A 24292-nucleotide genomic window follows, 5' to 3' on the forward strand; every position below is an offset into this window, starting at 1 on the left:
GCTTGCCGCAAAGACCACGCGCGCGAGCAACGTGTCACGTGGCTTCGACGTCGGCCTCGGGCGTGGGGGCGTGCGAGGGCAGATCGAGGAGGCTTCCTTCGCGCTTCTTGCCGATCTCGCCAGCGCGCGCGAGGGCCATGCGGAAGAGGACGGGGCCGATCATCTCGTTGATGACGATCGTGCCGAGGATGAGCGTCGACGCGGCCTGGCCCCAAGGCTTGAACGAGTTCGCGACGAGGTTCGCGAGGCCGATCGCGACGCCGGCCTGCGGGAACATGCCGAAGGGAATGCGGGCCGCGACCTCGGGATCGACCTTGGCCACGCGAGCGCCGAAGCGCGCGCCGGCGAAGATGCCCGCCGCGCGGGTAAGCGCTGCCACGGCTGCGTAAGGCGCGACCGTGAAGAAGGCGTGCAGGTGGACCTCGGCGCCCACGACCGCAAAGAAGACGGCGAACGTGGGCATCGCCGCGACCTCGGTCTCGTGGATGACCTCGTGGCCGCTGACGGGGCTGATGTTCTCGAGGAAGAGGCCGGCCGAGAGGCCGACGAGCAGCGGGTCGAGGTGCAGCGCGCCGCCGATCTCGGCGACGACGAAGAGGACCGCGAAGACGAAGAGCCCGATGCGCTGACCAACGCGGCGGATGTAGAGCGCCGAGACGAGCCCTACGGCGATGCCAGTCGCGATCGAACCGAAGATGTGCACCGCGAGGGCGCCGAAGATCGAGGAGCCAGCGCCGCTCGCCGTGGCCTCGGGGGGAAACACAGCGCGCGCCACGGACTCGGTGAAGGAGAAGGCCACGACGACCGCGAGATCCGCGAGCACCACGATCGAGAGGCACATCTCGCTGAGCGGGCCGATCGCGCGTGTCTCCTTGAGGATGCCCATGACGACGGCGGGCGAGAGCGCGGAGAGCACGGTGGAACAGATGAGCGCGACCGTGAGGCGCTGCGCCGAGGTCATCTCCGCGGTGAACTCGATGCGCCCGAGGACGAACGCGAAGAACCCGAAGAGCAGGACGAACTCGGTGAGGAGGCCGAAAATCGAGACAAGGCCGATGCTGCGGATCTTCGGGCGGAGGCGCGCGAAGTTGAGCTCGCATCCGGCGTTCAGCGCGATGAGCCCGACCGCGACCTTCTTCACGAGCGTGAGGTCGCCGAGCATCGACGGCGTGATGAGGCGAAGCACCTCGGGGCCGAAGAGCGCGCCACAGAGGATGAAGCCCGTGAGGTGCGGCAGCCGGAGGCCGTGGAAGATGTGCCCCGTCTGCATCGCCGCGATCAGCAGGAAGCCGAACGCGAGCGCCGCGCCCGAGCCCGTGATCGTGGCATCCGCGGGCAAGAAGGAGCGCGCGGCAAAGGAGATGCCGGCGACGAGCGCGAGGACGATCGCCGCGCGGATCACGCGCTTCCCTCCGGGGTCGTCGGCGTCGTCGAGAGGACGGGGGCCGCGTCGGCCTGCGGCTTCGGCGGCTCCGGCGGCTGCACACGCGTGGGCGGGATCGGGGTGAGATCCACGCCGGTGCGCCGGCGCCGCCACTCGAGGATCCGCACCACGACCTCGGTGAGCACGCCGCCGATGAGGACGGCGTTGATGGCCCAGCGAACACGCTCGGGCCCGTAGCCGTGGTACAGGGTCGCCGCGCTGACCATGAGGACGATGGAGCTCGGGCTCTGCGGCGCGAGCGCGAGCGCGAGCATGCGCGCGCTCGGCAGCTCCTTCGGTCCCACGCGCTTCGACCAGATCGCGCCGAGGCGCTTGCCCGCGACGCGCGCGAGGACGAACGCCGTCGCGAGGAGCCAGCCCTGCCATTCGAGCGGCCGCCACGTCGCGCCGACGACGAGGAGGAAGATCAGGTAGATCGGGCGCTCGACGTCGAGCAGCGTCTTCTTCAAACCTTCGAGATCACGGATCGGGAGGTTCGCGAGCAGGGCGCCCGCGATCGCGCAGACGACGGGGACGCTCAGCGCGAGGTAACCAGCGACGCCCGCCGAGAGCGCCACCGCGCCGAGCAAGAGCGTGAGCTCCTCGGCCGCGTTGTGCGCGCCGCGCAGGAGGACGTACGTGAGGATGCCGAGCACGCCGCCGAGGCCGAGCGTCAGGAGCAACCACGCCGACGACGGCAAGACCCAGCGCGTCGTGTCGTTCTCGGGGCGGAAGAGGATCGCGACGACGCCGAGGAGCGCGAGGCCCGTGACCTCGTCGAGGCTCGTGACCTCGTCGATCATGCGCGCGGCCTTGCGACCGACGCGGCGCTCCCAGAACTCCATGCTGATCGGCGCGCTTGGCGCCGCGCAGGCCGCGAGCACGAGCGCATCCCGCGCGAAGGCGTTCCGCTCCCACGGCACACCCATGCCGAGCAGCGCCATGGCGCAGAGGCCCGCGGTCGTGAGCATGGGGACGACGGACTCGAGGACGATGACGGGGCCGAGCGACGTAGGCAGCGCGTCGAGCTTGCGCACGTCGAAGTGCAAGCCCACGACGAACCCGACCCAGCCGAGGCCAAACTCGAACGCGGGCTTGAGGTCGAGAAGGACCTGGGGCGTCAGAATCCCCACGCTGTCGAGCGAGAAGATCGCGCCCATCGCGAGGAACGGCACGCCCGCGGAGATGAGGACGGTGACGCCAAAGCGCTGCTCGAGCGCCTTCACCTTCGGCTGCGCGAGCAGCACGGCCAGCCCGAGCGCGGCCGCGAGGCCGACGACGATGCGGAGCCGATCGGGGGGCATCACTTGGGGAGTATCAGCCAAGATCGGCGGCTTGGCCTGCGGAAAGCGCGCCCAAACACGCATGCGTTCCGCACGTCGGAGGGCCGAGCCTCACGGCCGCGCACGCATTTCCGCGCCCACGCCGAAGCGCGGGATCATGGGCTTTTTCGTCAGGATCGGGTCGTGCGCGGAGCCGGCGTCCGTGATCGCCCGCGGCTCGTCGAAGGCGCGCGCGGCGGCGCCTCCTGGCTCGAAGGCATGGGCGTGACGGAGCGGGCGCGCAGGAGGTTCCCGTCGCACTCGACCTCGACGCCGAGCGCGCGACAGCGACGAACGAGGCGCTCGAGATCAACGTCAGGCGCGAGGAGCAAACCAGACGGCGGGGACGGATCGATGAAGAGCTCGGAGGCGGGGCGCCGCGTGCGCAAGAGCTCGCGGATCTCCGCGTCTTCCACCCACAGGAAGCCCGCGGCGGGGACGAAGCTCGCGCGGCCGATCACCACGCTCGCCTGGATGAGCATCTGCGAGATGCCGTCGGGGAGCTTCGCGACGGCCTCGATCCGCGCGCGCAGCGCGTCGCTTTCAAGCCCGGCGGAGAGGGCCCGCGCGATCGACGAGGGCGCGAGGAGGAGATCGACCTTGTCGCCGATGCGCGTGATCTCGGCGAATGGAACGAGCGCGAGCACGTGCGCGACGCGCGCCGAAGGGGCGATCTGGAGGATCTGCGTCTCGACGAAATGGCTCGGGGCCGGATCGAGGCTCGGCGCGGTGCCCGCGAGCATGGCGCGGCCGCGCGGCGTGAGGCGCAAGGCAGGGCCGTCGTCGAGGTCGTCGCCGCCGAGGTCGAGGATGCCGAGCGCAGGCAAGGATTCGAGCGCGATGCGGCGCGTGATTTCGAGGACCTCCGGGGCCTCGTTCGAGGTGCGATCGCCCCAGCGGCGCAGGAGGCGCTCGACGCCGCCGATGCGATCGTCCGCGGCGAGGTAGCCGCGGAGCGAGGCCCACGGCACCCAGCGGCCCTCGCCGAGCTCTTGCAGCGCGTCGATGACCATCTCGCGGAGGGCGCCGATCGGGCTCGACTCGCGGCCCTCGGAGGCGGCACGTAACACCTCGCGCTCGGGACGCGCTTCGTCCCATGCGCCGCCGCGGCGCCACGTGTCGAAGAGGACGCGGCCGAGCTCGTGCACGGCGAGCGATCCCGGAGGCGTGGCCGCCGAGGCCGCCGACGGCTCCCACAAACCGATGGCGCGCGAAACCGCGGCCGAGAGCGCGACCATCTCCACGTCGCGGCCGAAGCGCTGGGCGAGACGAACGAGGAGCGAACGAGGCGTGCCCACGCCGGGACGAACGTCGCTGCCAGGCTCGCGCACCGCGTACGCAAGGCCGAGCGCGAGCATGCCCGGATCGGGGGCGAAGCGGGCGCGGCGCGGCGCGTGATCTTCTTCGAGGACGAACGATCGGATCTGCGCGCGGCGGGCCTCGCGGGCCTTGCGGCGCTCGGCGCCGACGATGGTCGAGATCTCGGTCGGGATGACGTGGCGGTTCGGGTGGATCGGGATCAGGAAGGCCCGACGTTCGAGCGCGAAGCCCGCGCCTCGCCGGCTGGCCGTGATGCCGGTGGCGCCGCGCAGGCGCATGGGCTCACGTTCGAGATCGAGCAGCTCCTGCGTGTCGACCTCGCCGCCGACGGCCTCGATGGCTTCGAGCAAGCGACGCTCGACCGGAGCGAGCCGCTCGACCTCGGACGCGAGGCGCGACGTATCGCAGAGCGTCTCCCACGCGGCTTCGAGCGAGAGCGCGATCGGCGGCGTGGCCGGGCGGCCGAGGTAGTGCGCGGCCACGGCGCTGACGGTTTCGAACGACGCCTGCGAGAGGAGCGCGCGGAGAGCGCGCGGGTCCTCGCTCTCCCAGGACTTGAGCTGCACGAGGAACGCGGTTGGAAGGACGAGCTCGATGCCTTCGTCGATCTTGCGCGCGTACACGACGCCGCGCGCGACGAGCGGCTCGAGCCCCGCGGGCAACGTCGGCACGACGAGCGCGCCGCCGGCCTCGGCGATGCGGTGGAGCAGCTCGCGGCTCGACGCCTGCAAGCGCGACGGATCCCGCACGTCGGGGATGCCGACGAGCGCGCGGGCGACCTGCGACGGAGCGTCGATGCGCTTCTGCGCATCGATGCGTATGCCGAGGCGGCGGATGAGCGCCGCGAGCTCGGAGTCCGGAAGGGCGCGGAGGATGTGATCGAGCCGGCGGGGCGATCCGCCTCCGGTCTCATCGGACGCGGGCTCGGGTTCCACTGCGCGCGAAGCGCGTTGGCCCTTCGAGGCACCGTGCGCAGGTTCCAGAGCGGCTTCGCCGTGTCGTCCGCCGATGGAGGTCATGACATCACCGACATGGAAGGAGGGGTTGTCGGACGCGTCGACTCGCTTCACGTCCAACGAACGACACTACACGACGAAGGGTGCACCGACATCCCCCAATCGGCGCAATTTCTGCGGTCTTCGCGCCACTTTCGTGCGCATCTCGAACGCCTCGGGTCGCACGCGTGGAAGACCTGCATGGGCTCCGCTGCTACCACGACTGGAATTCGACAGGGGTTTTACCGGGAATTTTTCGAGCGTGATCGACAGCGTCAGGGAACTCCCGATACGCACGAGGAGATGCCGGATGGACGATGCGGGACTACGATGGATCCCTGGAGGGCATGAGTGATCCTGCGTGACCCGGTGCATGGGCTCGTCGCGTTCGAAAGCGAAGAAGACTCGATCGTGACGCGCCTCCTCGGCGCCAGAGAGATGCAACGGCTGCGGCGGATACGCCAGCTCGGGCTCACCTCGCTCGCGTACCCAGGCGCCGAGCACACGCGCTTCTCGCACGCGATCGGCGCCGCGCACGTGATGAAGCTCCTGCTCGCGCGGCTCAGGCAGATCGATCGAGATCTGCCGTTCTGGCAACGCGTGACGAGCGAGCGCGCGCGCGACGCCATCGCGGCGGCGCTGCTGCACGACGTCGGACACGGGCCGCTCTCGCACCTGTTCGAGGCGGCGATGCCGGGCGCCGTGGAGCACGAGACGTGGACCGCGAGGATCCTGCTCGACCCGGCATGCGAGCTGCACCAGATCCTCGCCGAGGACGATCCGAGCCTGCCGCGCCGCGTAGCCGATCTCGTCGCGGGCAAGCACGAGCTGCCCTACCTCGCCCGCGCGGTGAGCGGCACCTTCGACGTCGACCGCTGCGACTACCTCCTGCGCGACGCGCACGCGACCGGCGTGCGCTACGGCGACTACGACCTGCCGTGGCTGCTCCGAAGCCTCCGCTTCAGCGAGCCGAGCGGCCCCCCCGGTCACAACGCGCCGTCGCTCGCGATCGACGGACAGAAGGGCATCGTCGCGATCGAGTCGTTCCTGCTCGCGCGGTACTTCATGTTCCAGCAGGTCTACTTTCACAAAGCCACACGCGCGGCCGAGTGGATGATCGGCGCCATCCTGCGCCGCGCCCTCGCGCTCGTCGTGGATGGCACGCGCCTGCCCGTCCTGCCACCCGCGATCGCCGCCGTCGCCGCGGGGGACGTACCCTCGCTCGATCAGTACCTCGAGCTCGACGACCAGGTCCTGCTCGGCGCCATCCACGCATGGGAGGAAGCAAAAGACCCCACGCTGAGTGATCTCTGCCGGCGGCTCCGCGCGCGCTCGCTCTTCAAGACGATCGAGCTCTCGCCCGAGGCGCACGGGGACGGCGAGAGCTTCACCGGAAGCGCGTTCGGCGCGCTCGACGACGGGGCCCGCGAGAAGGCGCTCGCCGCCGCGCGCACGGTCGCCTCGGAGCGGGGGCTCGATCCGGACCTGTACGTGGGTCTCGACGTCGCGACGGACACGCCGTATGCCGAAGACGACTCGCTGCACGTGGTCTTCCCGAGCGGCAAGCCCCGTCCCCCTTCGGAGGTTTCGTTCTTGCTCGATCGTCTGCGCAACGAGACGCTCACCCGCTGCCGGCTGATCTTCGCCCCGGAGCTGCGCGACGCGATGCGGGAGGCGTTCGTCCGTTGAGCCGCGCGCGCGTCTCGGCGGCGCGCGGCGTGGGCCTCGCCGTGCTGCTCGTGCTCGGAAGCTCGGCCGCGACGGCGCAGGCCGACGACGACGGGCCCGACGGCGTCTACGGGCGCCTCGACGGCGACCTCGACGTGCGCGTCGGCGCCGGAGCCGCATTCGCGCGCGGAGGCCCCGCGCTCGCCGCCCACGCGTCCCTCCTGTACCTGTCATCCGCGGGCTTGTACGCGCACTACACCGACGCCCTCGGGACGGACGGCCCGGCCGTCACGCGATCGATCGCGACCGGCGTGGTGATCGAGCCACTCTTCCTCGGCCGCTTCGCGACGAACCTGGAGCATGGGCCCGCGCGCTTCGACCTCGGCCTCGACTCGTTCGCGCTCGGCCTCGGCGCCTTCTGGGAAGCCCCGCGCGGAGGCACGTTCAGCGCCGAGCCGGGATTCGAGTTCTCCATCGGCCTCGGCTTCCCGTTTTTCGCGAACGCCACGGGGCCGGTGCTCGGCGTGCGCGGCGCGCTCCGCGTCCGGCCGGGAGCGTTCACCGGCGCGGCGCCCTTCCACCTGATCGATCAGGGCGCGCTCCTCTCGGTCACGCTCACGTGGCGCCACATCGTGCCCGTTCACCTCGTGGACGTGGCCGATCGGCTCGAACGATGATCACCGCCGAGGCGGCCCTCCGGCACGTCCTCGCCGAGGTCTTTCGAGAGAGCCTCGCCGCGCTCGACCCGGCCCGCCTCGTGGCGGAGGCCCTGCCCTCGCGGCCCCCTGAAGGCGCGCGCGTCCGGCTCTTCGCCGCGGGCAAAGCGGCGGCGGCGATGGCCCGGGGCGCTCTCTCCCGCTGGGGCGATTGCATCGAGGCCACGCTCGTCGTGACCGTCGACGGCGCGCCGCTCGCCTTTCGCGGGCTCGATCTCCAGAGCGCAGCCGTCGTCCTCCGCGCTGCACACCCTGTCCCCGACGAACGCAGCGTCGCAGCGGCCCACGCGGCGCTCGCGCACGTACGTGGCCTCGGCCCCGCGGATCGCGTCCTCGCGTTGATCTCGGGCGGCAGCTCTGCGCTCCTCGTGTTGCCTCCGCCCGGGCTCGACCTCGACGACGAACGCCACGTCGTCCGCGCGCTCCTCGAAGGTGGCGCGCCGATCCACGACGTGAACCTCGTGCGCCGCCACCTCTCGCGCATCAAAGGCGGACGGCTCGCCGCCGCGGCCGCGCCTGCATTCGTGGAGACGCTCGCGCTCTCCGACGTCGTCGGCGGCGCGCTGCACGACATCGGCTCCGGCCCCACGGTCCCCGATCCCACGACCGCCGCCGAGGCCCGCGTCGCGCTCGCCCGGTATGCCCCCGCCGAGCTTGCCGCGCGCGTCGCGCCCCACCTCGACGACACGGAAACCCCGTTCCCCACGCGCACCGCGGCCCGCCTGCTCGCCGGCCCCGAGGACTTCGCCCGCGCTGCCGCCGCGAACCTCTCCGCGCGTGGTTTTTCCGTCCGGATCGAGCCCCCCGAAGGCGGTGACGCGCGCGCCGTGGTGGAAAAACGCCTCGCGCAGGCTGCGGCGCTTGACCCAGGCAGCGCGATCGTCATCGCGTGCGAGCCAACGCTCGCCTTACCGCCCGAACGCGGACGCGGCGGACGCGCTGGCTGGGTCGCGCTTGCCGCCATGAAAAGACTTCCTCCGGGTGTCGCGCTCCTCTGCGGCGCCTCCGACGGCACCGACGGAAGCTCCTCCGCCGCAGGCGCCGTCGTGAGCCCTGGCGCCGCGAACGACTTCGATGCAGCGCGAATCGACGCGGCGCTCGCTGGCTACGATGATGCCGCGATCCACCACGCCCTCGGCACGGCGATCGACACGGGCCCGACAGGGCAGAACCTCACGGATCTGCACATCCTGGCGCGTTTTTTCTCGGAGAGCTGAGAGACCGCGTTTTACGGCGCGGGCGCGACGACACCCGCCTGGGTATCGCCCATCGCGTCGCGGACGGCATTCGCGAGCGCGCAGCTCAAGGCCTGGCGCTGCTGGGCGTTCACGACGCGTTCGTCGAGCTGCGCGCCGGACATCTTGAGCTCCACCTCGGGCGAGCGGCGGATGCGAAGCACGAGCTTGTTGTCCGAGAGCCGCCAGATGCCAACGCGCGACGCGTGGGGCACGGCGCGCAGGGCTTCGGACTTCGACATGCCCGCGGGGACCTGAAAGTTCGGCGGCGTCTCGTCGAGGACGACGGCGAAGTACTGCGCTCGGGTGAGCAGATCGACCGCGATCGGGATGTCGTCGCGCACAGCATCCTCGAAGAAGCTCGTGAGCGCACGCAGCCGCAGCTCGCCTGTCGTGTCCTGCGCCTCCCGTACCCAGTCCTCGGAGAGGATACGCATCGCTCGGTACGCGACGCGCAGGTTGTACGGTTGCGCGGGCGGCGCGCAGCGATCGAGCTCGTTGCAGATCTCGCCGAATGCGCAATCGCGGGTGAGCTTGCACTCCTTGCCGGAGAGCTGGTTCTTGTTGTCTGCCGTGAACAGGCAGGCGGTGAACCCGTCACGCAACGAATCGTTCGAGGCTTTGCGGATGGCCTCGGCGCTCGTGGCTTGGTCGGCGTCGAGGCGGAGATAGATGCCGGGTTTGTCGCGGAAGGTCCAGGCCTTGAGGATCTCCGTCTCGACGACGTCCGAGGACGGCTCCTTCGCGAGGTCGACCGTCCAGCGCTCGATCCGGTCACGCAAGGGAAACCAGCGGGGACCGAGCTCGGTGACGACGGCGCGTTGTTTGGCGAGGACGCCGCTTCGTTCGCTCTCGAGGCGGCCTTGGGCCCACTTCCACTGGAAGATGACCGTGACGGCCATCACGAGGCCGATCCAGGCCCAAACTTTGGGGGCGGGCCACCGCATACGGCCCGCCCCGCGGTCCTGCTTGGACTGGATCAGCGAGGGCAGGCCGCGGGGTCGTTCATCCGCGCTGGGCGGCATGGGGGTAGCTTTCAGCCGCTCTTGGGGAGCTTGGCGACCATGAAGCTGACGTTCGGGTAACCGGCGAACGCAGCGGTCTGGAAGACGCTCTTCACGACGATCGCGGGCACGTTCGAGTCGACCTGGAGGATGCAGACGCCGGGGAACGGCTTGTTCGGCTGCACCTGCTTCCAGAGCTCGCGCTTGTTCTTCAGGAGGTTGAAGAGCTCGTCGATCTTCTGCATACGGCCGAGCTCCTCGATCGCGCGCGTCGAGCCGGCGAGCGTGCCGTCGACGAGGATCTGGTTGCCGTTCACGGCGACCATCGGCGCGTCGATGATGTCCTCGACGTTCTCGGCCTTCGGCAGTTTGACGTTCTTGTCGACCGTGATCTCACCGGACGCCGAGAAGGACATCAGGAGGAAGATGACGGTGGTGATCAAGAAGTCGATGAAGCTGACCAGGTTCAGCGCGGCGTTGCCGCTCCGCCTGCCGTGCCCCGCCACCTTGTTCCACACGAACTTCAGCGGGATGTGGTGCATCAACCGCCGACCAGGCTGGTGGATGACGTGGGCGTGGGGGTTGTGATGTTTGGACGGAGGTTTGGCGTGGCCACCCATCTCAGGTCTCCCTTGCTCAGCGGACGGAGAACGTCATGTTGAAGACCGGCAGGTCCTTGTCCCCCTCGGGGAGCTTCACCTTGCGCTTCGTCGTGTAAAGCGCGTCGAGCACCGCGACGACCTCCTTGAAGGGAGTGCGGTTGTCGGTGTGCATGATCGCCTGATCGAGCTTCTTGTCGCTCGGATCGCGATGGCTGCCGTTGCTATTCCACTCGGCCTCGATCTTCTTCGCGAGGTCCGAATACCGGATCACGGCGCTGTCACTCGGCGGCGGCTTGGGGACACGCACCTCGCTCACGACGGTCGCACCCTGCTTCCACACGAGCGCGAAATCGCTCTCGCCGATGTGCAGATTCAGCACCTTCTCGGGCGTCTGCGGCGTGAGTTCCTTGTCGGGGTTCGGCGGCCCAGGCACCTGCGCGTCCGCGTTCATGCGCGAGTTCGTGACCCACACAGCCGTGATCAAGAGGAACGCGATCGTGCACATCAACAGGTCGATGAACGGGACCATGTTGATTTCCGCGTTCGTCGCTTTCTTTTTGCCGCCCTCGCTGCCTACGTCTACGCCACCCATGGGCTGCCTCCTGCGATGCTCGCTCTCGCGAGCGTACTGCGATGGGGACGCATGACGCGCCCCCTACACGCTACCGTTGCCCGCCCTCGTGGGCAGGGCATTGCCCTTTGTACGACAACGGATCTGGGCGAAAGTTTCTCCCTAGATCACGGCGGGGGCGGCGCGGGCGCAGGCGCCGCCCCGGAGGTGGATTTCAGGCAGCCGCCTGGCCCACGGCCGCGACGTTCACCTTCTGGCGGTTCGCCACGACGAGGTTCAGCACCATGACCGACGCCTCGTTGATGTCGTCCTCGAGGTGCTGCGTCTTGCCGTTGAGAATGGCGAAGCCGATGAGGGCGATGATCGCGACGGCGAGGCCGAACGCGGTGCAGTTCATGGCCTCCGAGATGCCTGCCGCGAGAACGCGCGCCTTCTGGCTCGGATCGATCGACTCACCGGAGACGGAGCCGAATGCCATGATGAGACCCGTCACGGTGCCGAGGAGGCCCGAGAGCATCGCGAGGTTCGCGAGGAGGCCGAGGTACGGGGTGTTCTTGCTGAGGCGCGGAAGCTCGCGGAGCGCGGCCTCGTCCATCGCAGCCTGAACCTCTTCGTCGGGACGGTTCACCTTCACGAGGCCAGCCTGCACGATGCGGGCGAGCGGCGCGTTGGCGGCGGAGCACATCTTGACGGCCTTGGCCACGTCACCCGCGAGGATGCACTTCTGCATCGTGGCGAGGAAGACGTCCTTGTTGATCGACGCGCCGAACAGATAGATGGAGCGCTCCACGATGATGCCGATCGTCAGGATCGACCAGAACAAGATGGGCCACATGCCCCATCCACCTTCTTTGAAGTGCTCGTACGCTGCGTGCATTTGTCAGGTCCTCCAGCTTGCCTCGCGTCCGCTCGGGCCGAGGTGTCGCACTCTACATGAAAGCCATTCCGGATCGAATGCGGCAGTTACTGCGACGGTCTTCGTGCGATCGCGCTGGCCGTCGCGGCCTCGCGCCCCGCGCCCCGCTCGTTGCTCTCCGCGTGAATTCCGCTTCGTTGCATCGCTGGGGAGGGTACGACTTCGGCCAAGGCATCCAAGCGAACCAGGACGCTAGCCGAGCCGCACGCCCCAACGCAAGTAGGGTGTTTGGCTTCGTTCCGTCTCGGGTGTCTTCGTCAGCGGCGATCCAGGATGGAGCACGAGATCCCGTGTTCGCGCACGAGCTCGCGTGTTCCGGGGCCAGTCTACCCGCCCGCATCCGAACGGGGCAAATGGCCGGTATCCAAGGATCGTCGTCTCCGTCGACCCAGCGCGAATCGGCCCTCGTTGAAGCTTCATCGCCCAGGCGACCGGCATCTTCGCGATTCAGACCCTCTCTCGTCAAGCAACATTTGGTCGAGATCGCGCGAGTCACGCGGTAAACAACGCACGTTCCCCACGAACTTGGAAGGATCCAGCCTCATCGGACGAAGCCCAAGCAGCCCACGTCACGACGCGGCAGGGGCTCCGCTCACACGATCCTCTGCCGCTTGCCTGAGAGATCGAGCGGCGGCTATAGTCGCGCCCCAACGCGACTTTTGCGCGTAGGGCATAACCACGGATCGTGGCGCTCTGGTGACTTGGTAGGGAGAAAGGGACTGCGAGGATGCGTCACCTGTTCATGTTGGCGTCCGAAGGAGGAGAGGTCGGGATGTGGGGGGCCATCAAGGAGAACCCCACGTTCCTCGTGATGAACCTCGTCGTCTCGGCGATCGTGGTGACCGTCATCATCGAGCGTGCGTACTTCCAGCTCGACCGCTACCGCGTGAACTCGAAGGAGTTCTTCGCCCAGATCAAGAAGCTCGTGGTCGCAGGCAACATCGACCGCGCCATCAAGCTCTGCGACGCCGGCGACTACCCGATCCTGCAGCTCGTCAAGGCCGGCCTCACCCAGGCGAGCAAAGGCGCCGACGAGATCGACGCGGCCCTCAGCGAGAAGCTCTCCGAGCTCAAGCCCGCCGTCGAGAAGCGCGTCGGGTTGCTCTGGTCCCTCGCGAACATCGCCACGCTGATCGGCCTCATCGGCACCGTGAGTGGTCTCATCAAGACCTTCGCCTCGATCTCGGCCCCCGGCCTCTCCGCCGCCGTCAAGCAGCAGATGCTCTCGAACGGCATCGCGGAGGCCATGTACAACACGGCGTTCGGACTCGGTATCGCAGTGCTCTGCATGATCGCGCACGTGCTGCTCCACACGCGGTCGAAGAACATCCAGCACGATCTGGAGTCGACCACCGAGCGCGTGTTCAACCTGCTGACGATCGCCAAGCCGAACTTCTAGAGCGTCGCCCATGGCCGAGACCCACGACGCTCCGCTCAGCGCCTCGCAAAAATCGCGCATCCGGCGGCTTTCTCAGCCGAAAGAGCCGGAGCCGGGCGAGGAGGCGGGTGAGCTCAACATCGTGCCCTTCCTCGACATCATCACGAACGTGATGATGTTCGTGCTCGCCAGCGTCTCGGTCACCTTCATCGCCTCGATCGACACGACCCCGCCCGCCATCGGCGGCAAGGGTCGGAGCGACGTGGCGACCAAGGCGCTGAACCTCTCGGCGTTCATCACGACGCAGGGAATCTCGCTCAAGACCTCGAGCGGCAACGTCGCCCCGGGTTGTCAGGGCATCGGCGCCGGCATCACCATCCCGATGCGCGAGGGCAGCATCCACGACTTCGCCGCCGTCACGAGCTGCGCGAAGCGGCTCAAGAACGCAGCCCCCGAGTTCAAGGAGGAGACCCAGGTGACCATCACCGCGAACCCGGGCGTCGAATACGGGACGATCATCGACACGATGGACGCGCTCCGAAAAGACGGCGAAGAGGAGCTCTTCTCGGACGTGCACTTCGGGGTGGCGCGATGAGCACCGAAGACGCCTTCGATCCGGAGCCTGGGCAAGACAGCGGCCCGAACGCGCCCCGCTCGGCCCCGAACCAGCGCCCGCGGCCTCCGCAGCCGCAGAAGGGCAGCCTCGTCAAGTACAAGGCCGCCCTGAGGAAGGCGAAGCGCAAGAACGCGCGCGAGCCCGAGATCGACTTCCTCAACATCACGGCGATGCTCGACCTGATGACCATCATCCTGGTCTTCTTGCTGAAGAGCCTCGCCTCGTCGGCCGGCGCGATCCCGCAGTCCGACGACCTCCGCCTGCCGCAGTCCGTGATGGTCGGCGAGCCGAGCGACGAGGGCGTGCTCGTCGTCGTCTCGAAGACGCAGATCCTGGTCGGCGAAGAGTCCACGCCCGTCGTGACCTTGCCGAGCCGCGAGCAGCTCGCGCAGTCGGGCATCGACGCCAAGCACAAGCGCAGCGGCCCGAACGACCTCTACATCGTGCCGCTGGCGAACTCGCTCCAGCACGCGCGCGAGATCGACAAGGCCGTCCGCGCCGCGAAGGGCCTCGACCCGTCCACGTCCGAGGCGCGCATCGTCGCCGACAAGACCACGCCCTACCGGCTGCTCATCGAGGTGCTCTACACCCTCGGCCAGAGCGAGTTCGGCAAGTACCACCTGATGATCCTGAGCGGGAAGAAGTAAGGCCCGCGGCCGCAAGTCGCGGCGCGGGCCCCTTCCCAGGACCCCTCCCTGGTCCCTCCCCTTCCCTCGTCCGTCAGTCGACGGAGAAGAGCTCCTCCACGTCCGCCTTCGTGAGCTTCTTGGCGCCGCCCTGATCCTCGCTGAGGACCGAGGCCACGAGCTCGCGCTTCTTCGCCTTGAGCTGCAGGATCTTCTCCTCGATCGTCCCCTCCGCGACGAGCCGGTACGCCGTCACGACGCGGGTTTGCCCGATGCGGTGGGCGCGATCCGTCGCCTGCTGCTCCACGGCCGGATTCCACCACGGATCGAAGTGGATCACCGTGTCCGCCGCCGTCAGGTTCAGGCCCGTCCCGCCGGCCTTCAGGCTGATCAGGAAGACCGGCACCGTCGGATCGTTCTGGAAGCGCTCCACGCGCTCCATACGATCCTTCGTCGAGCCGTCGAGGTACTCGTAGGGCACCCCGTCCTCCTTCATCGCCCGCTCGATGATCTTCAGCATCATCACGAACTGGCTGAAGACGAGCACCTTGTGGCCGCCCTCGACCGCGTTCGCGATGAGCTCGCGCAGCGCCACGAGCTTGCCCGAGTCCTCGTCCGAGAAGTCGCGCGGCAGGCCGAGGAGCCGCGGATCGCAGGCCGCCTGACGCAGCCGCGTGAGGCCCGCGAGGATCTGGATCTGGCTCTTCGCGATGCCGACGCGCTCCACCTCGCCGAGCACCTGGGCCCGCACCTCGCGCGCCACCTGCAGGTAAATCGACCGCTGATCCCCCGTGAGATCGCAGATCTGATCGGTCTCGATCTTCTCGGGCAGGTCCTTGGCGACCTCCTGCTTCGTACGGCGCAGGATGAAGGGGTGGATGATCGAGCGCAGGCGCTGCGCGGTCTTGTAGTCGCCGGCCTCGATCGGCCGCGCCAGGCGCGCCTCGAACTTGTCGAGCGTGCCGAGCAGGCCCGGTGAGACGAAGTCGAAGATCGACCAGATCTCGGAGAGGCGGTTCTCGATCGGCGTGCCCGTGAGCGCGAGCCTGCGGCGCGCCTTGAGGCGCTTCGCGGCGGCCGCGGTCGCGGAGAGCGGGTTCTTGATGTGCTGCGCCTCGTCGAGGATCGCGTAGGTGAGATCGAGCTTCGCGAGGAACTCCTCATCGCGGCGGAGCAGCGCGTAGCTCGTGATGATGACCTCGGCCTCCTGGACCTCCTCGATCTGGTCCTTGCGATCCGCGCCGTGCCAGAGCGCCACCCTGAGCGTCGGCGCGAACCGGACGAGCTCGCGCTCCCAGTTCGTCACGACGCTCGTCGGGGCCACGATCAGCGCTTTGACGTGCTTCTCCTCCTGCTTGACGCTGAGGAGCAGCGCGATCGTCTGCACCGTCTTGCCGAGGCCCATGTCGTCCGCGAGCACGCCGCCGGAGCCGATGTCGTGGATGAACTTGAGCCACGAGAGGCCGGCTTCCTGGTAGGGGCGCAACGTCGCCTTGAGCGCCCGCGGCTTCTTCGTGCTCTCGATCTCGTCGATGCTCGACAGCTTGTGGAAGAGCTCGCGCGCGCCCTGGGCCACGTTCGAACCGCTCACCTGCGAGAGCAGCTCCTGGATGCGGCCCGCGTGCGCGAGCGGCAGCTTTCCGCTGCGGCCAGCCGCCGTCATGAGCTCGATCTCGCGGTCGAGCATCGAGCGGATCGTGTCGGGATCGAGCGGCGCGAACGAGCCGTCTTCGAGGCGCACGTACTTCTTGCCCTCGGTGAGACAGCGGCGCAGCTCGTCGCGATCGACGGCGATGCCCTCGCTCTCGAACGAGAGCCGCACGTTGAGCCAGTCCATGCCGCTCGTGACCTTGGCGAAGACGCCGAGCGGCTTGTGCCGGACCTGCGTGTCGACGAGGTCCTCCGGGACGAAGAGATCCCAGTCCTCGGGCAGCTCTGCGAGGCCCTCGCTCCAGAAGCGGATGGCCGCGTCGCCGCTCGCCACGAACTCCTGGCCCGTCTCGTCGGGCTTGAGGCCGAGGCCGAGCAGCCGCGCCGCCGCCTCCTGCTGCAACGCGATGTCGACCCGCACGCAACGCGCGCGCTTCATGCCCTCCTCGGGCGGCTGCACGAGCACGGGCGGCGAGATCCCGTCGGCGCGGACCTGCACTTCCTCCTCGCCATACGCGGCGTAGAGCTGCACGTGCGCCTCGACGAGCGAGCCGCCCGCGCGCATGCGGAACGTCGGGGGCAAATCCACGACGTCCGCGATCTGCGCGAGATCCGGAAGCTCCGCGCCGACCTCCAGCGCGACCTTCGGCAAGCCCTGCATGATCAGGCGCACGAGGTCGCGCATCGGCTCGCCGATCGTGGGCGAGCGCAAGAGCCTGCGCATCGCGGCGGGCGAGACGCGCTTGTCGAGGCGCCGCGCGATGCCCTCCTGCGTGTCGACGTGCCAGCCGGGCCAGCCCTCGAACCAGCCGCCTTGCAGCAGCGTGAAGCGGCGCCTGTCCGTCGGGCGCTCGAAGCTCGCCTTCACGATGATCGTGTCGCCGCCGACGGTCTCCAGATCGAAGCGCGGCCGCAGCGGCTCCTCGGCGAAGCGGAGCTGCATGAGCGCGGGCTCGAGCAGCACGCGCTGGCCTTCCAGCAAGGGCAAAAGCTCGGCGACGTCCTCGCCGCGCACGTCGACCGCGGGGTGCCGCGGGTTGCCGCTCTCGAAGCGGGCGAGGAGGCGCAGGGCGTCGCGATCGGGCGTCGGATAGAGCGCCTGCCAGGCGAGGGCCGTCGAGGGCAGGATCGGCACGCGCGCGTCGGCGTCGAGCACCGTGACCGTGAGCGCGCCCTGGCGGACGTGCAGGCGGAACTCCACGCGCCGCGAGCCGCCGAGCCCCTCGGGGGGCAGCCACGCGCCGATGCCGGTTTGTTTCGCCGTCGCGTCGTGCTGCGGCGCGGTGATCACGGACGAGCCGGGCGGTCCCATCGCGGCCATCGAGGTCCTCTCGCTTGCGCCCATGTGCCCCATCGAGGCTCCCGGGCCGGGGCTACCGAGCGGCGGCTGCGTGCCGCGCGGCCGATCGCGCCTTCGCACGCGCTTGAGCGCATCGCCGCCGGCGTGCGCGGTCTGCGGCATCATCGGGGCGGGCACGGGGTCGCGACGGGGCTGCGCGCCGCGGGCTTGATCCCGCAGCGTGATGAGCAGCGCGGCGACGTGCTTGCAGTGCTGGCCCCCCTTCGAGAACGTCGGGCACGAGCAGTAGGACTTGATGCCGTCCGGGGTGAGCTCGACCTTCACCGGGTAAGGCTCGGAGTCGCTCGCGCGGACGACGCCGCTCGCGCTCATTTCCAGGACATCGATGTCCTCGACGACACGGCGACGGAAGTATTCGAGGCCGCGGAGGAACGTGCGAGCGCCGAGCAAACGGCGCAGCCCGCGGTCGCTCAAGGTGGAGAGTGCGTCGGTGATCGGAGGCGGCACGTTTGAATGGGGGGGGTTTGTCCCGCGGCGAGCGGGCGCGTCGATCGGGTGGTTCGCGCCTTCTGGCGCGGGCTAGACGAAGAACGGCAAAAAGACGAGCGTGACGACGGGAAGCATTTTCACGAGCACGTGAATCGCGGGCCCGGCGGCGTCCTTCAGCGGATCGCCGACCGTGTCACCGAAGGCCGCCGCGAGGTACGTCGGGTTGTCGACCCGCGCGCCGGTCTCGTCGACGAGGTACCGCCCGCCGTGCGCCCCGGTCACGATGTACTTCTTCGCGTTGTCCCAAGCGCCCCCCGCATTGCCGAGCAGGAGCGCGCCAAGGACGCCTGCGATCGTCGCGGCCAGGATCAAGGCGGCGACCGCGTCGGCAACGGCTAGAGGATTATCTTCCGTTCCGGCGAAGCGCAAGCCCAGTCCCACCGCGATCGGCACCGAGGCGGCGACCAGGGCCGGCGTGATCGCGTGGCCAAGCGCCGCGCGGCTGCCGAGCTCCACGCAGGCGTCCAGGTCGGGCGCCCCGAGCCCAGCCCGCGTGGCAGGCGCCGAAGACTGGCTCGGCCGCGAGGCCCGCGGGTGCGGCGGCGTCCAAGCCGTGCTCGTCCCGAGCGACGAGGGCGCGTTGATCTGCCGGCGCGCCTCCTCAAGGATGCGCCTGGCCGCGCGCGAAACGCCGCCGATGCACCGCGACGCGAACCATACGACCAAGACGATGCCAACGGCCGCGCCGAGGTACACCTCCGGCCGACCCACCTGCAGCGCAGTTGCGGCCGCAGCGGCCGGTTTGCCCGCAGGTAGCCGGCGCTTGGCCTCGTCCAGCCAAACCGACACGAGCATCGACGTCGCGAGCAGCGCCGCGGCGCCCGTGTGCGCCCGCGTGAACGCCTTCGCCGTGTTGCCAACGGCGTCGAGGACCACCGTCCGGCCGCGCACGTCGGGGCGCTCGCGCCCGATGGTCATCTCCACGATCCCGCCCGCGCTGTCGATGATCGGAGCGAAGCCAGCCATCGCGAGCGCATAAGCGCTCGTGCCGAGCAGCCCCATCGTCGCCACCGCGATGCCGAGCGCGCCGCCGCCATCGAGGCCGGTGCGCGCGCCAAGGACGTGCGCCGACGCCACCGCCGCACCGAGGATCACGAGCGGAGCGAGCGCGCTCTCCAGGCCCACCGAAGCCCCGCGGAGGAGCGCGAGCGGCGGACCGACGCGCGCAGCCTCGGCGATCTCGCGGACGGGCCGGTAGCGGTGCTCCGTGTAGTACTGCGCCACGAAGAGCAGGAGGATCCCCGCGGCCATGCCCACGGCCGCCGCGCCAAAGAGCGGCAGCCAGTGCTTGCCGAGCAGCCACTTCGCCGCACCCGCAGTGCCCACCGCGCCGAGCAGCGCCGTCACGAACAAGCCGCGGGCGAGCGCATTCATCGGATCCTCGCGGTCATCCGTGCGCACGACCATCACCCCGAACATCGCAGCGAGGACGCCAAAGGCGCGCGTGATGACGGGGAACAACATGATCGAGAGCACGCTCGGGATGCCCTCGTTCTGGCGGAAGACAGCAGCCGCAAGCAGCATCGCGCCAAGGTTCTCCGCCGCCGTCGAAGCAAACGCGGACGCCGCCTTGCCCGCGCCCTCCCCCGCGCAGTCACCAGCGAGGTCCGCGATGGTGGCAGGATTCCGGGCATCATCCTCGGGCAGGCCGAGCTCCCGACCCGCAAGATCAGCGCCCATGTCGGCGCTCTTCGCGAACGCACCGCCGCCAAGCTCGGCAATGAGCGCAGCAAACGCGCCCCCCAGCGCGTAACCAGCGATGACGAGCGGAATCGAGGGAGCAAGCCTCAGCGCGTTGCCAGGCTCGGCCGAGAAGCCGCCCTTCTGCGCAAACACCGCCGCAAAGAGGCCCACGAGCCCGATGAGCCCGAGCGAGACAGAAAACAGCCCCGAGACCGCGCCACCACGGATGGCGATCTGCAGCGCATGGTCAAGCGAGCGTCGCGCACCACTCGCAGCCCGGACATTCGCACGCGTCGCCGTCCAAGCAGCAACATGCGCAGCCGCGACCGCCGACCCAACGCCAAGCGAGAAGGAGAGCGTGAGCCAAGCCCCAAGCTCGAGCGGCGGGAACGCCTGAACCTCAGGCTTCTGCCGAGCCAGGCCATACGCGAGGAAGATGCCGCCCCCAGGCACAGCCGAGACCGCAAGGATGGTGCCACGCAAGCGGTTCGTGAAGTACACCGCCGCCGCACGGATACGAGCCGCAACACGCGGCATGTCCCCCTCACCCGTAGGACAACCAAGCACCCAGCGCGCGAGGTACCCCGCGAACCCGATGCCAAGCAGGCTGATGCCAAGGATGAGCGCGAGCTCAGTCATGAGAAGGACATCGCGACCATCCGCCCGTGGGTTCGTCAACACGAACCCCATCCGCATGGAAGGCGGGCCGCGGGGAGGTCCACTACCGCGATGCGCCCGTCAGGGCAAGTGCGCTCTCGGATGCCGGAGGCGTCGCGCCGGGGTTTCACCCCGGACCCGACCAGGGGCTGTCCGCCCCTGGACCCGGACCAGGCACTGCCTGGACCGAAGGTGGAAGAACTGCGCAAAGCGCAGTTCTTCCAACGGGCCCGTGGCAAGACCATGAAGGTGGGTTTCAAGCCGGCGACGACCACGTTGCCGGTTGAACCAGCAGCGCTTCGGCCTTGATTGGCAGGATCGTCGCCAGTCTTGCCAGCGGCTGTTCGATGAACTGCGCGGAGCGCAGTTCATCGACCCCGAGTCCAGCGCTTGCGCTGGTCCGGGTCCAGGGGCGGACAGCCCCTGGTGGGGCCTGGGGCAACGCCCCAGCTCCGCGCCTTCGCGAGGCTCACCGCGGCGCTGCCGTTGCCTTCTCCACGTCGCGACCCGTCGCGTGCTCGAGACGTGTCCGCGCGACGAGGATCCCGACGCGCGCGTCGACGCGGCGCAGGCGTGCGCGTGTCACCTCGGCCTCGGCGTCGACGAGGGCCACGCCTGTCGCGCGTCCTGCGCGGAACAGCTCGTTCTGCACGCGCAGACCTTCTTCTGCTGCGGCGAGACCGCGATCGGCGGCGTCGATGTTTGCTTCGGCGCGCTTCAGCTCTGCGTGGGCGGAGGCCACTTCGAGCTTGAGACCTTGGAGGAGCTGCTCCTTCTGCGCTGCGATCTGCTCCACGCGGGACTGCGCCTCGGTCACGGTGGGGATGGCGGTCAGCGTATCGTTGATGGTCCAAGAGAGCCGCACGCCTGCGTTCCATGTGAACCGGAACTCGTCCGTCTGCGGGAAGACGCGCTGGTTCGGGTTCTGGTACTGCCCCTCGGCGAAGCCGTCGATGCGCGGGAAGTAGCCGGCGCGGGCGAGCGAGACCTGCTTCTTCAACGAGTGCTCTGTCTCGTCGAGTGCACGGATCTCCAGCCGCCGCGCGAGCGCCTCGTCTTGCAGCGCTGCGAGTTGCACCGTGCTCGGCTCCACCGACGCGTGCAGCACGTCCACGCCGATCGTGAGCGGCTTGCCGACTGGGAGCGCGAGGGCCACGCGGATCTGCTCCTCCGCGAGGGACGCAAGTGCGTTCCCGTCGGCCTCGACCTGCTGCGCTGCCGCGACCTGCGCTTCGAGACGCAGCACGTCTGCCTTGGAGATGAGACCTGCCGAGAAGGTGAGCTGCGCGTCCTTCAGGTGCGCCTCGGCTTGCGCGACGGCCTCGGTCGCGACGACGGCGCTGCCCTTGGCGCGGACCCAGTTGTAGAACGCCACCTTCGCGTCCGCGGCGACCGTCAGCCCCTCGGCTTCGACCTCCAGCTTCTTCGCGCTCTCGGCGTGCGAGGCGGCCGCGTAGCCCTGCGAGATCCGCAGCACGTAGTCCGAGATCGGCACCGAGATCGAGGCCGTCAGCGAGTACGAGTTCAGGAGGACCGGGAACGAAAAGGCCGGCGCCTGCACTGCGGTGATCGCCGTGCCTGCGATGTCCGTCACGCAGTTCCCCGACAAGGGGGGCGGGCACGGCCTCGACACGAGCGGGCCTTCCTGCACGGGGATCACTTGCGGGTTCGCCGGATCCAGGTTCGTGCCCACGTAGGCCGTCGACGGCGCGCCGAGCACGTTCTCGACCCGCGACAGCCGCGTGTAGCCTGCGGCGACGGTCACGCGGGGCAGGTAGTTCAGGAGCGCCTGATCGACACGCGCGGCGGCGGCGCGCAGCTCTGCCTGCTTGACGCGCAGCGACGGACGGATGCGGAGCGCGAGGCGCGCGGCTTCGTCCGGGGTCAGGCCTCCGGACTGGGGCGCGAGGGCCTCGGCGATACGATCGGTCGCGGGGGGAGGCGGCGTGGGCGCGGCTGCGGGGGCGGCGGGCGCGGGCTCTGCGCGAACCGGCGCGGGGGCGGGTTGCGCGAGGGCCGCGGCGGGGGCGCCGAACAGCAGGGCGAGCCCGCATGCCGTGAGGGCGCGGAGGGCTCTGCGGGGCGAGGAGGAGGAGGCGAAGCGGGAGACAGAGGACGTCATGTTGACCCGCCGGTCACTTATGGGCGCTCGCCCCTCCCGTCAAGCGCCCTTGCACGACTTCACATGCCGCAGCATCACGACGGGGTCACGTCGATTCGTGACCCCCGGGTCGTGACGCGCGTCTCAGCGCATGTAGGCTGGCGTGGCCACGGCGCTCCGGCACTGCCAGTTGAAGCTCCGCATGTGCGGGGCCCGGCCGTGCTGCTGGAGCTTCGCCACGAGCCCGCCGACGGCGTTCGCCAGCTTGGCGTCGTGCGAGTAGTGGTAGGCCATGGCCATGACATACGCGGCTTCACCCCAGTGCTCGTTGTCGGGGTCTTCCTCGCCCCGGCCCGAGCCGCCTTCGCCCATGAAGTAGTAGGGCTTGCCCGATCTGTCCATCCCGTCGCGCGCGATGGCGCGCCCGAGCTTCACGATCGCGGTGTGCACCTGGTTTGCGCGCTGGCCGCCCCGCTCGCTGGCGTAGAGATCGAGGCCGTCGGCGAGGATGGCGCTCATCCAGGGGCTGCAACCGAAGTACCCGTAATCCTCGCCGTGCGCGCCGGCGTGGTGCGCGAAGCAACGGGCATTCGAATCCCCATACCCTTGTGGATACGTCGCCTGCACGTTGAGGTAGGCGTCGACCGCGTCGTCGGCGAGCTCTCGAAAATGCTCGCCCTGATCGTCGGAGACCATCATCGCGTAGGTCATGTCGAGCAGGAAGAAGCCCGCGTGACGCTCCGTCCAGAGGCCCGTGTCCTTCCCCTTGTACCGGGGGCTCCAGATCGAGGCCATTCGCTCGGCCACGTTCTCGGCGGCCTCGCGGAAGCGGTCGTCGCCGGTCAGGAGGTAATGGATCGCGAGGTTCTGGGTGTAATGGTACTTCGGATCCTTCGCCTTCTTGGGGATACCGATGGTCAGGGTCTTCCCGCTGCCGGAGATGCCGGCGCGATACATCGCGGTCTCGCGGTAGGCCGTGCGGAGCGTCTCCACGTCGCCCCTCCGCGCATACCCTCGATAAAACGTGGTGCCGCGATCGTAGAGCCAGACGGCGGGGTCGCCCTTCTTCGGGAGGAACGCGTCCACGTCGTGCTTCTCGTAATCGCAGACCTTCGCCCAATGGTCGTACGGCGAGTTCGCGGTCTCCGATTCCGGGGCGATCAGGCCCATCACGCCGCTCTTCGCGAGCCGCGCGGGCGAAAGGAGCGCGTACACGCGCGGCCCCTCGGCCCCGTCCGCGTCCACCAGCGTCCGCTGCACGGGCACCATCGCGAGCGCGCCGGCCTTCGACGCCTCGCCCAGGATCACCTGGATCTCCGTCTCCCCGGCGACGCGCACGTCGACCTGGATCTGCACGCTCCGGAGGCTGCCGTTCGCGTGGAGCGCGAGGCCGCGGTGCGCGACGGCGAGGTCGCGGCCCTCGTGGACCACGCGAATCATGGATTCGTCGGAGAGCTCCCCGGGGGCCAGGGGAATCGCGAAATTGACGCGCTGAACGCCGGAGCCGCCCTGCCCGGCGACGAGGCGCACCGTCTCGGCGCGCGGCGCCGACAGCGCGCTCTCGGCCTCGGCTTCCTCGACGTTCTCCTCGGACGCGGCCTCCGCGACGGTGTCCTCCGCGACATCTTCGTCGCTCCCCTCGTCGCCGTCCGTATCGCTCGTCGCGTCCGTATCGCTCTCGGCCGCCTCGATCCCGTCTTCCTGGGCGTCGTCCGCGGAGGCGACACACGAGGCCGTGGAGGCGGCGAGGAGGAGGGCGAGCAGAGAAATACAAGAATTGGAATGATAACGGTGCATGGGTGCGCCTTTCAAAGGAGGTGTGCGAATGGCCGAGCCGGGCCGACGCGGTCGCCGCGAGGACGAAGGCCAAACGAAGGATGCCGGTGCGCGCTTTCGGGGCCGAATGAGGCCGGCGCGTCAATCGGTGTCGGTCACGAGCAATTCAATGACAGGCAGCCGG

17 protein-coding genes are annotated in these 24292 nt (G+C 69.2%); 6 read left to right on the plus strand and 11 right to left on the minus strand.

The features are described from left to right. Nucleotides 1-34 precede the first annotated feature (34 nt). The 3 genes from POL67_RS36620 to POL67_RS36630 all read right to left on the minus strand — a co-directional run bounded on the left by POL67_RS36620 (nt 35) and on the right by POL67_RS36630 (nt 5000). The gene (locus POL67_RS36620) at nt 35-1402 is read right to left on the minus strand and encodes a cation:proton antiporter (protein ID WP_271925276.1); all 1368 of its coding nucleotides are present in this window, start codon (nt 1400-1402) and stop codon (nt 35-37) included. Continuing rightward, on the minus strand, nt 1399-2727 hold the full coding sequence (locus POL67_RS36625) for a cation:proton antiporter (RefSeq protein WP_271925277.1): 1329 nt from the start codon (nt 2725-2727) through the stop codon (nt 1399-1401). Before POL67_RS36625 ends, POL67_RS36620 begins: the two co-directional genes overlap by 4 nt. 149 nt (nt 2728-2876) lie before the next feature. Continuing rightward, complete coding sequence (locus POL67_RS36630; RefSeq protein ID WP_271925278.1) at nt 2877-5000, minus strand: hypothetical protein; 2124 nt, start codon at nt 4998-5000, stop codon at nt 2877-2879. Nucleotides 5001-5411: 411 nt separating this feature from the next. On the opposite strand from POL67_RS36630, the gene POL67_RS36635 reads away from it, so the two are divergent. From POL67_RS36635 to POL67_RS36645, 3 genes are read left to right on the plus strand one after another with little or no spacing between them, the layout of a single operon-like run. Beyond that, on the plus strand, nt 5412-6749 hold the full coding sequence (locus tag POL67_RS36635; protein ID WP_271925279.1) for an HD domain-containing protein: 1338 nt from the start codon (nt 5412-5414) through the stop codon (nt 6747-6749). Next, nucleotides 6746-7405, plus strand: coding sequence for a hypothetical protein (locus POL67_RS36640; protein WP_271925281.1), 660 nt, complete (start codon nt 6746-6748; stop codon nt 7403-7405). Before POL67_RS36635 ends, POL67_RS36640 begins: the two co-directional genes overlap by 4 nt. Beyond that, nucleotides 7402-8661 (plus strand): DUF4147 domain-containing protein, encoded by a 1260-nt coding sequence (locus POL67_RS36645; protein ID WP_271925282.1) that lies wholly within the window; start codon nt 7402-7404, stop codon nt 8659-8661. Before POL67_RS36640 ends, POL67_RS36645 begins: the two co-directional genes overlap by 4 nt. A gap of 11 nt (nt 8662-8672) precedes the next feature. Here the strand turns inward: POL67_RS36645 and POL67_RS36650 are convergent, their stop codons facing one another. The 4 genes from POL67_RS36650 to POL67_RS36665 all read right to left on the minus strand — a co-directional run bounded on the left by POL67_RS36650 (nt 8673) and on the right by POL67_RS36665 (nt 11691). Then, the gene (locus tag POL67_RS36650; protein ID WP_271925283.1) at nt 8673-9704 is read right to left on the minus strand and encodes a hypothetical protein; all 1032 of its coding nucleotides are present in this window, start codon (nt 9702-9704) and stop codon (nt 8673-8675) included. A gap of 11 nt (nt 9705-9715) precedes the next feature. Next, the gene (locus POL67_RS36655; protein ID WP_271925284.1) at nt 9716-10303 is read right to left on the minus strand and encodes an ExbD/TolR family protein; all 588 of its coding nucleotides are present in this window, start codon (nt 10301-10303) and stop codon (nt 9716-9718) included. 16 nt (nt 10304-10319) lie between these two features. Further along, nucleotides 10320-10877 (minus strand): biopolymer transporter ExbD, encoded by a 558-nt coding sequence (locus tag POL67_RS36660; protein WP_271925285.1) that lies wholly within the window; start codon nt 10875-10877, stop codon nt 10320-10322. Between the two features lie 193 nt (nt 10878-11070). Further along, entirely contained in the window at nt 11071-11691 is a 621-nt protein-coding gene (locus tag POL67_RS36665) for a MotA/TolQ/ExbB proton channel family protein (protein ID WP_271925286.1), read from the minus strand. Between the two features lie 853 nt (nt 11692-12544). On the opposite strand from POL67_RS36665, the gene POL67_RS36670 reads away from it, so the two are divergent. The 3 genes from POL67_RS36670 to POL67_RS36680 are packed head-to-tail and all read left to right on the plus strand — an operon-like array spanning nt 12545 to nt 14413. Continuing rightward, entirely contained in the window at nt 12545-13171 is a 627-nt protein-coding gene (locus tag POL67_RS36670) for a MotA/TolQ/ExbB proton channel family protein (RefSeq protein WP_271925287.1), read from the plus strand. Nucleotides 13172-13181: 10 nt separating this feature from the next. Next, nucleotides 13182-13745 (plus strand): biopolymer transporter ExbD, encoded by a 564-nt coding sequence (locus tag POL67_RS36675; RefSeq protein ID WP_136928458.1) that lies wholly within the window; start codon nt 13182-13184, stop codon nt 13743-13745. After that, on the plus strand, nt 13742-14413 hold the full coding sequence (locus POL67_RS36680) for an ExbD/TolR family protein (RefSeq protein ID WP_271925288.1): 672 nt from the start codon (nt 13742-13744) through the stop codon (nt 14411-14413). The genes POL67_RS36675 and POL67_RS36680 overlap by 4 nt, the downstream gene beginning before the upstream one ends. A gap of 73 nt (nt 14414-14486) precedes the next feature. Here the strand turns inward: POL67_RS36680 and POL67_RS36685 are convergent, their stop codons facing one another. From POL67_RS36685 to POL67_RS36700, 4 genes are all read right to left on the minus strand, one after another. Then, nucleotides 14487-17816 (minus strand): DEAD/DEAH box helicase, encoded by a 3330-nt coding sequence (locus POL67_RS36685; protein ID WP_271925289.1) that lies wholly within the window; start codon nt 17814-17816, stop codon nt 14487-14489. 105 nt (nt 17817-17921) lie between these two features. Then, nucleotides 17922-20213, minus strand: coding sequence for a sodium/proton-translocating pyrophosphatase (locus tag POL67_RS36690; protein WP_271925290.1), 2292 nt, complete (start codon nt 20211-20213; stop codon nt 17922-17924). Nucleotides 20214-20700: 487 nt separating this feature from the next. Continuing rightward, nucleotides 20701-22353, minus strand: a complete 1653-nt coding sequence (locus POL67_RS36695) for a TolC family protein (protein WP_271925291.1) — start codon at nt 22351-22353, stop codon at nt 20701-20703. Between the two features lie 123 nt (nt 22354-22476). Beyond that, on the minus strand, nt 22477-24129 hold the full coding sequence (locus POL67_RS36700) for a hypothetical protein (protein WP_271925292.1): 1653 nt from the start codon (nt 24127-24129) through the stop codon (nt 22477-22479). Nucleotides 24130-24292 lie beyond the last annotated feature (163 nt).

Origin of the sequence: Polyangium mundeleinium, from assembly GCF_028369105.1 — a bacterium.
Classification (GTDB): domain Bacteria; phylum Myxococcota_A; class Polyangia; order Polyangiales; family Polyangiaceae; genus Polyangium; species Polyangium mundeleinium.

What these genes read in the sequence shown, in the direction of transcription:
- POL67_RS36645 (WP_271925282.1), top strand. Translation starts at nt 7,402, where the DNA reads ATGATCACCGCCGAGGCGGCCCTCCGGCACGTCCTCGCCGAGGTCTTT.
- POL67_RS36665 (WP_271925286.1), bottom strand. Translation starts at nt 11,691, where the DNA reads ATGTGGCCCATCTTGTTCTGGTCGATCCTGACGATCGGCATCATCGTG.
- POL67_RS36675 (WP_136928458.1), top strand. Translation starts at nt 13,182, where the DNA reads ATGGCCGAGACCCACGACGCTCCGCTCAGCGCCTCGCAAAAATCGCGC.
- POL67_RS36690 (WP_271925290.1), bottom strand. Translation starts at nt 20,213, where the DNA reads ATGACTGAGCTCGCGCTCATCCTTGGCATCAGCCTGCTTGGCATCGGG.
- POL67_RS36680 (WP_271925288.1), top strand. Translation starts at nt 13,742, where the DNA reads ATGAGCACCGAAGACGCCTTCGATCCGGAGCCTGGGCAAGACAGCGGC.
- POL67_RS36660 (WP_271925285.1), bottom strand. Translation starts at nt 10,877, where the DNA reads ATGGGTGGCGTAGACGTAGGCAGCGAGGGCGGCAAAAAGAAAGCGACG.
- POL67_RS36650 (WP_271925283.1), bottom strand. Translation starts at nt 9,704, where the DNA reads ATGCCGCCCAGCGCGGATGAACGACCCCGCGGCCTGCCCTCGCTGATC.
- POL67_RS36695 (WP_271925291.1), bottom strand. Translation starts at nt 22,353, where the DNA reads ATGACGTCCTCTGTCTCCCGCTTCGCCTCCTCCTCCTCGCCCCGCAGA.
- POL67_RS36625 (WP_271925277.1), bottom strand. Translation starts at nt 2,727, where the DNA reads ATGCCCCCCGATCGGCTCCGCATCGTCGTCGGCCTCGCGGCCGCGCTC.
- POL67_RS36700 (WP_271925292.1), bottom strand. Translation starts at nt 24,129, where the DNA reads ATGCACCGTTATCATTCCAATTCTTGTATTTCTCTGCTCGCCCTCCTC.
- POL67_RS36670 (WP_271925287.1), top strand. Translation starts at nt 12,545, where the DNA reads ATGTGGGGGGCCATCAAGGAGAACCCCACGTTCCTCGTGATGAACCTC.
- POL67_RS36655 (WP_271925284.1), bottom strand. Translation starts at nt 10,303, where the DNA reads ATGGGTGGCCACGCCAAACCTCCGTCCAAACATCACAACCCCCACGCC.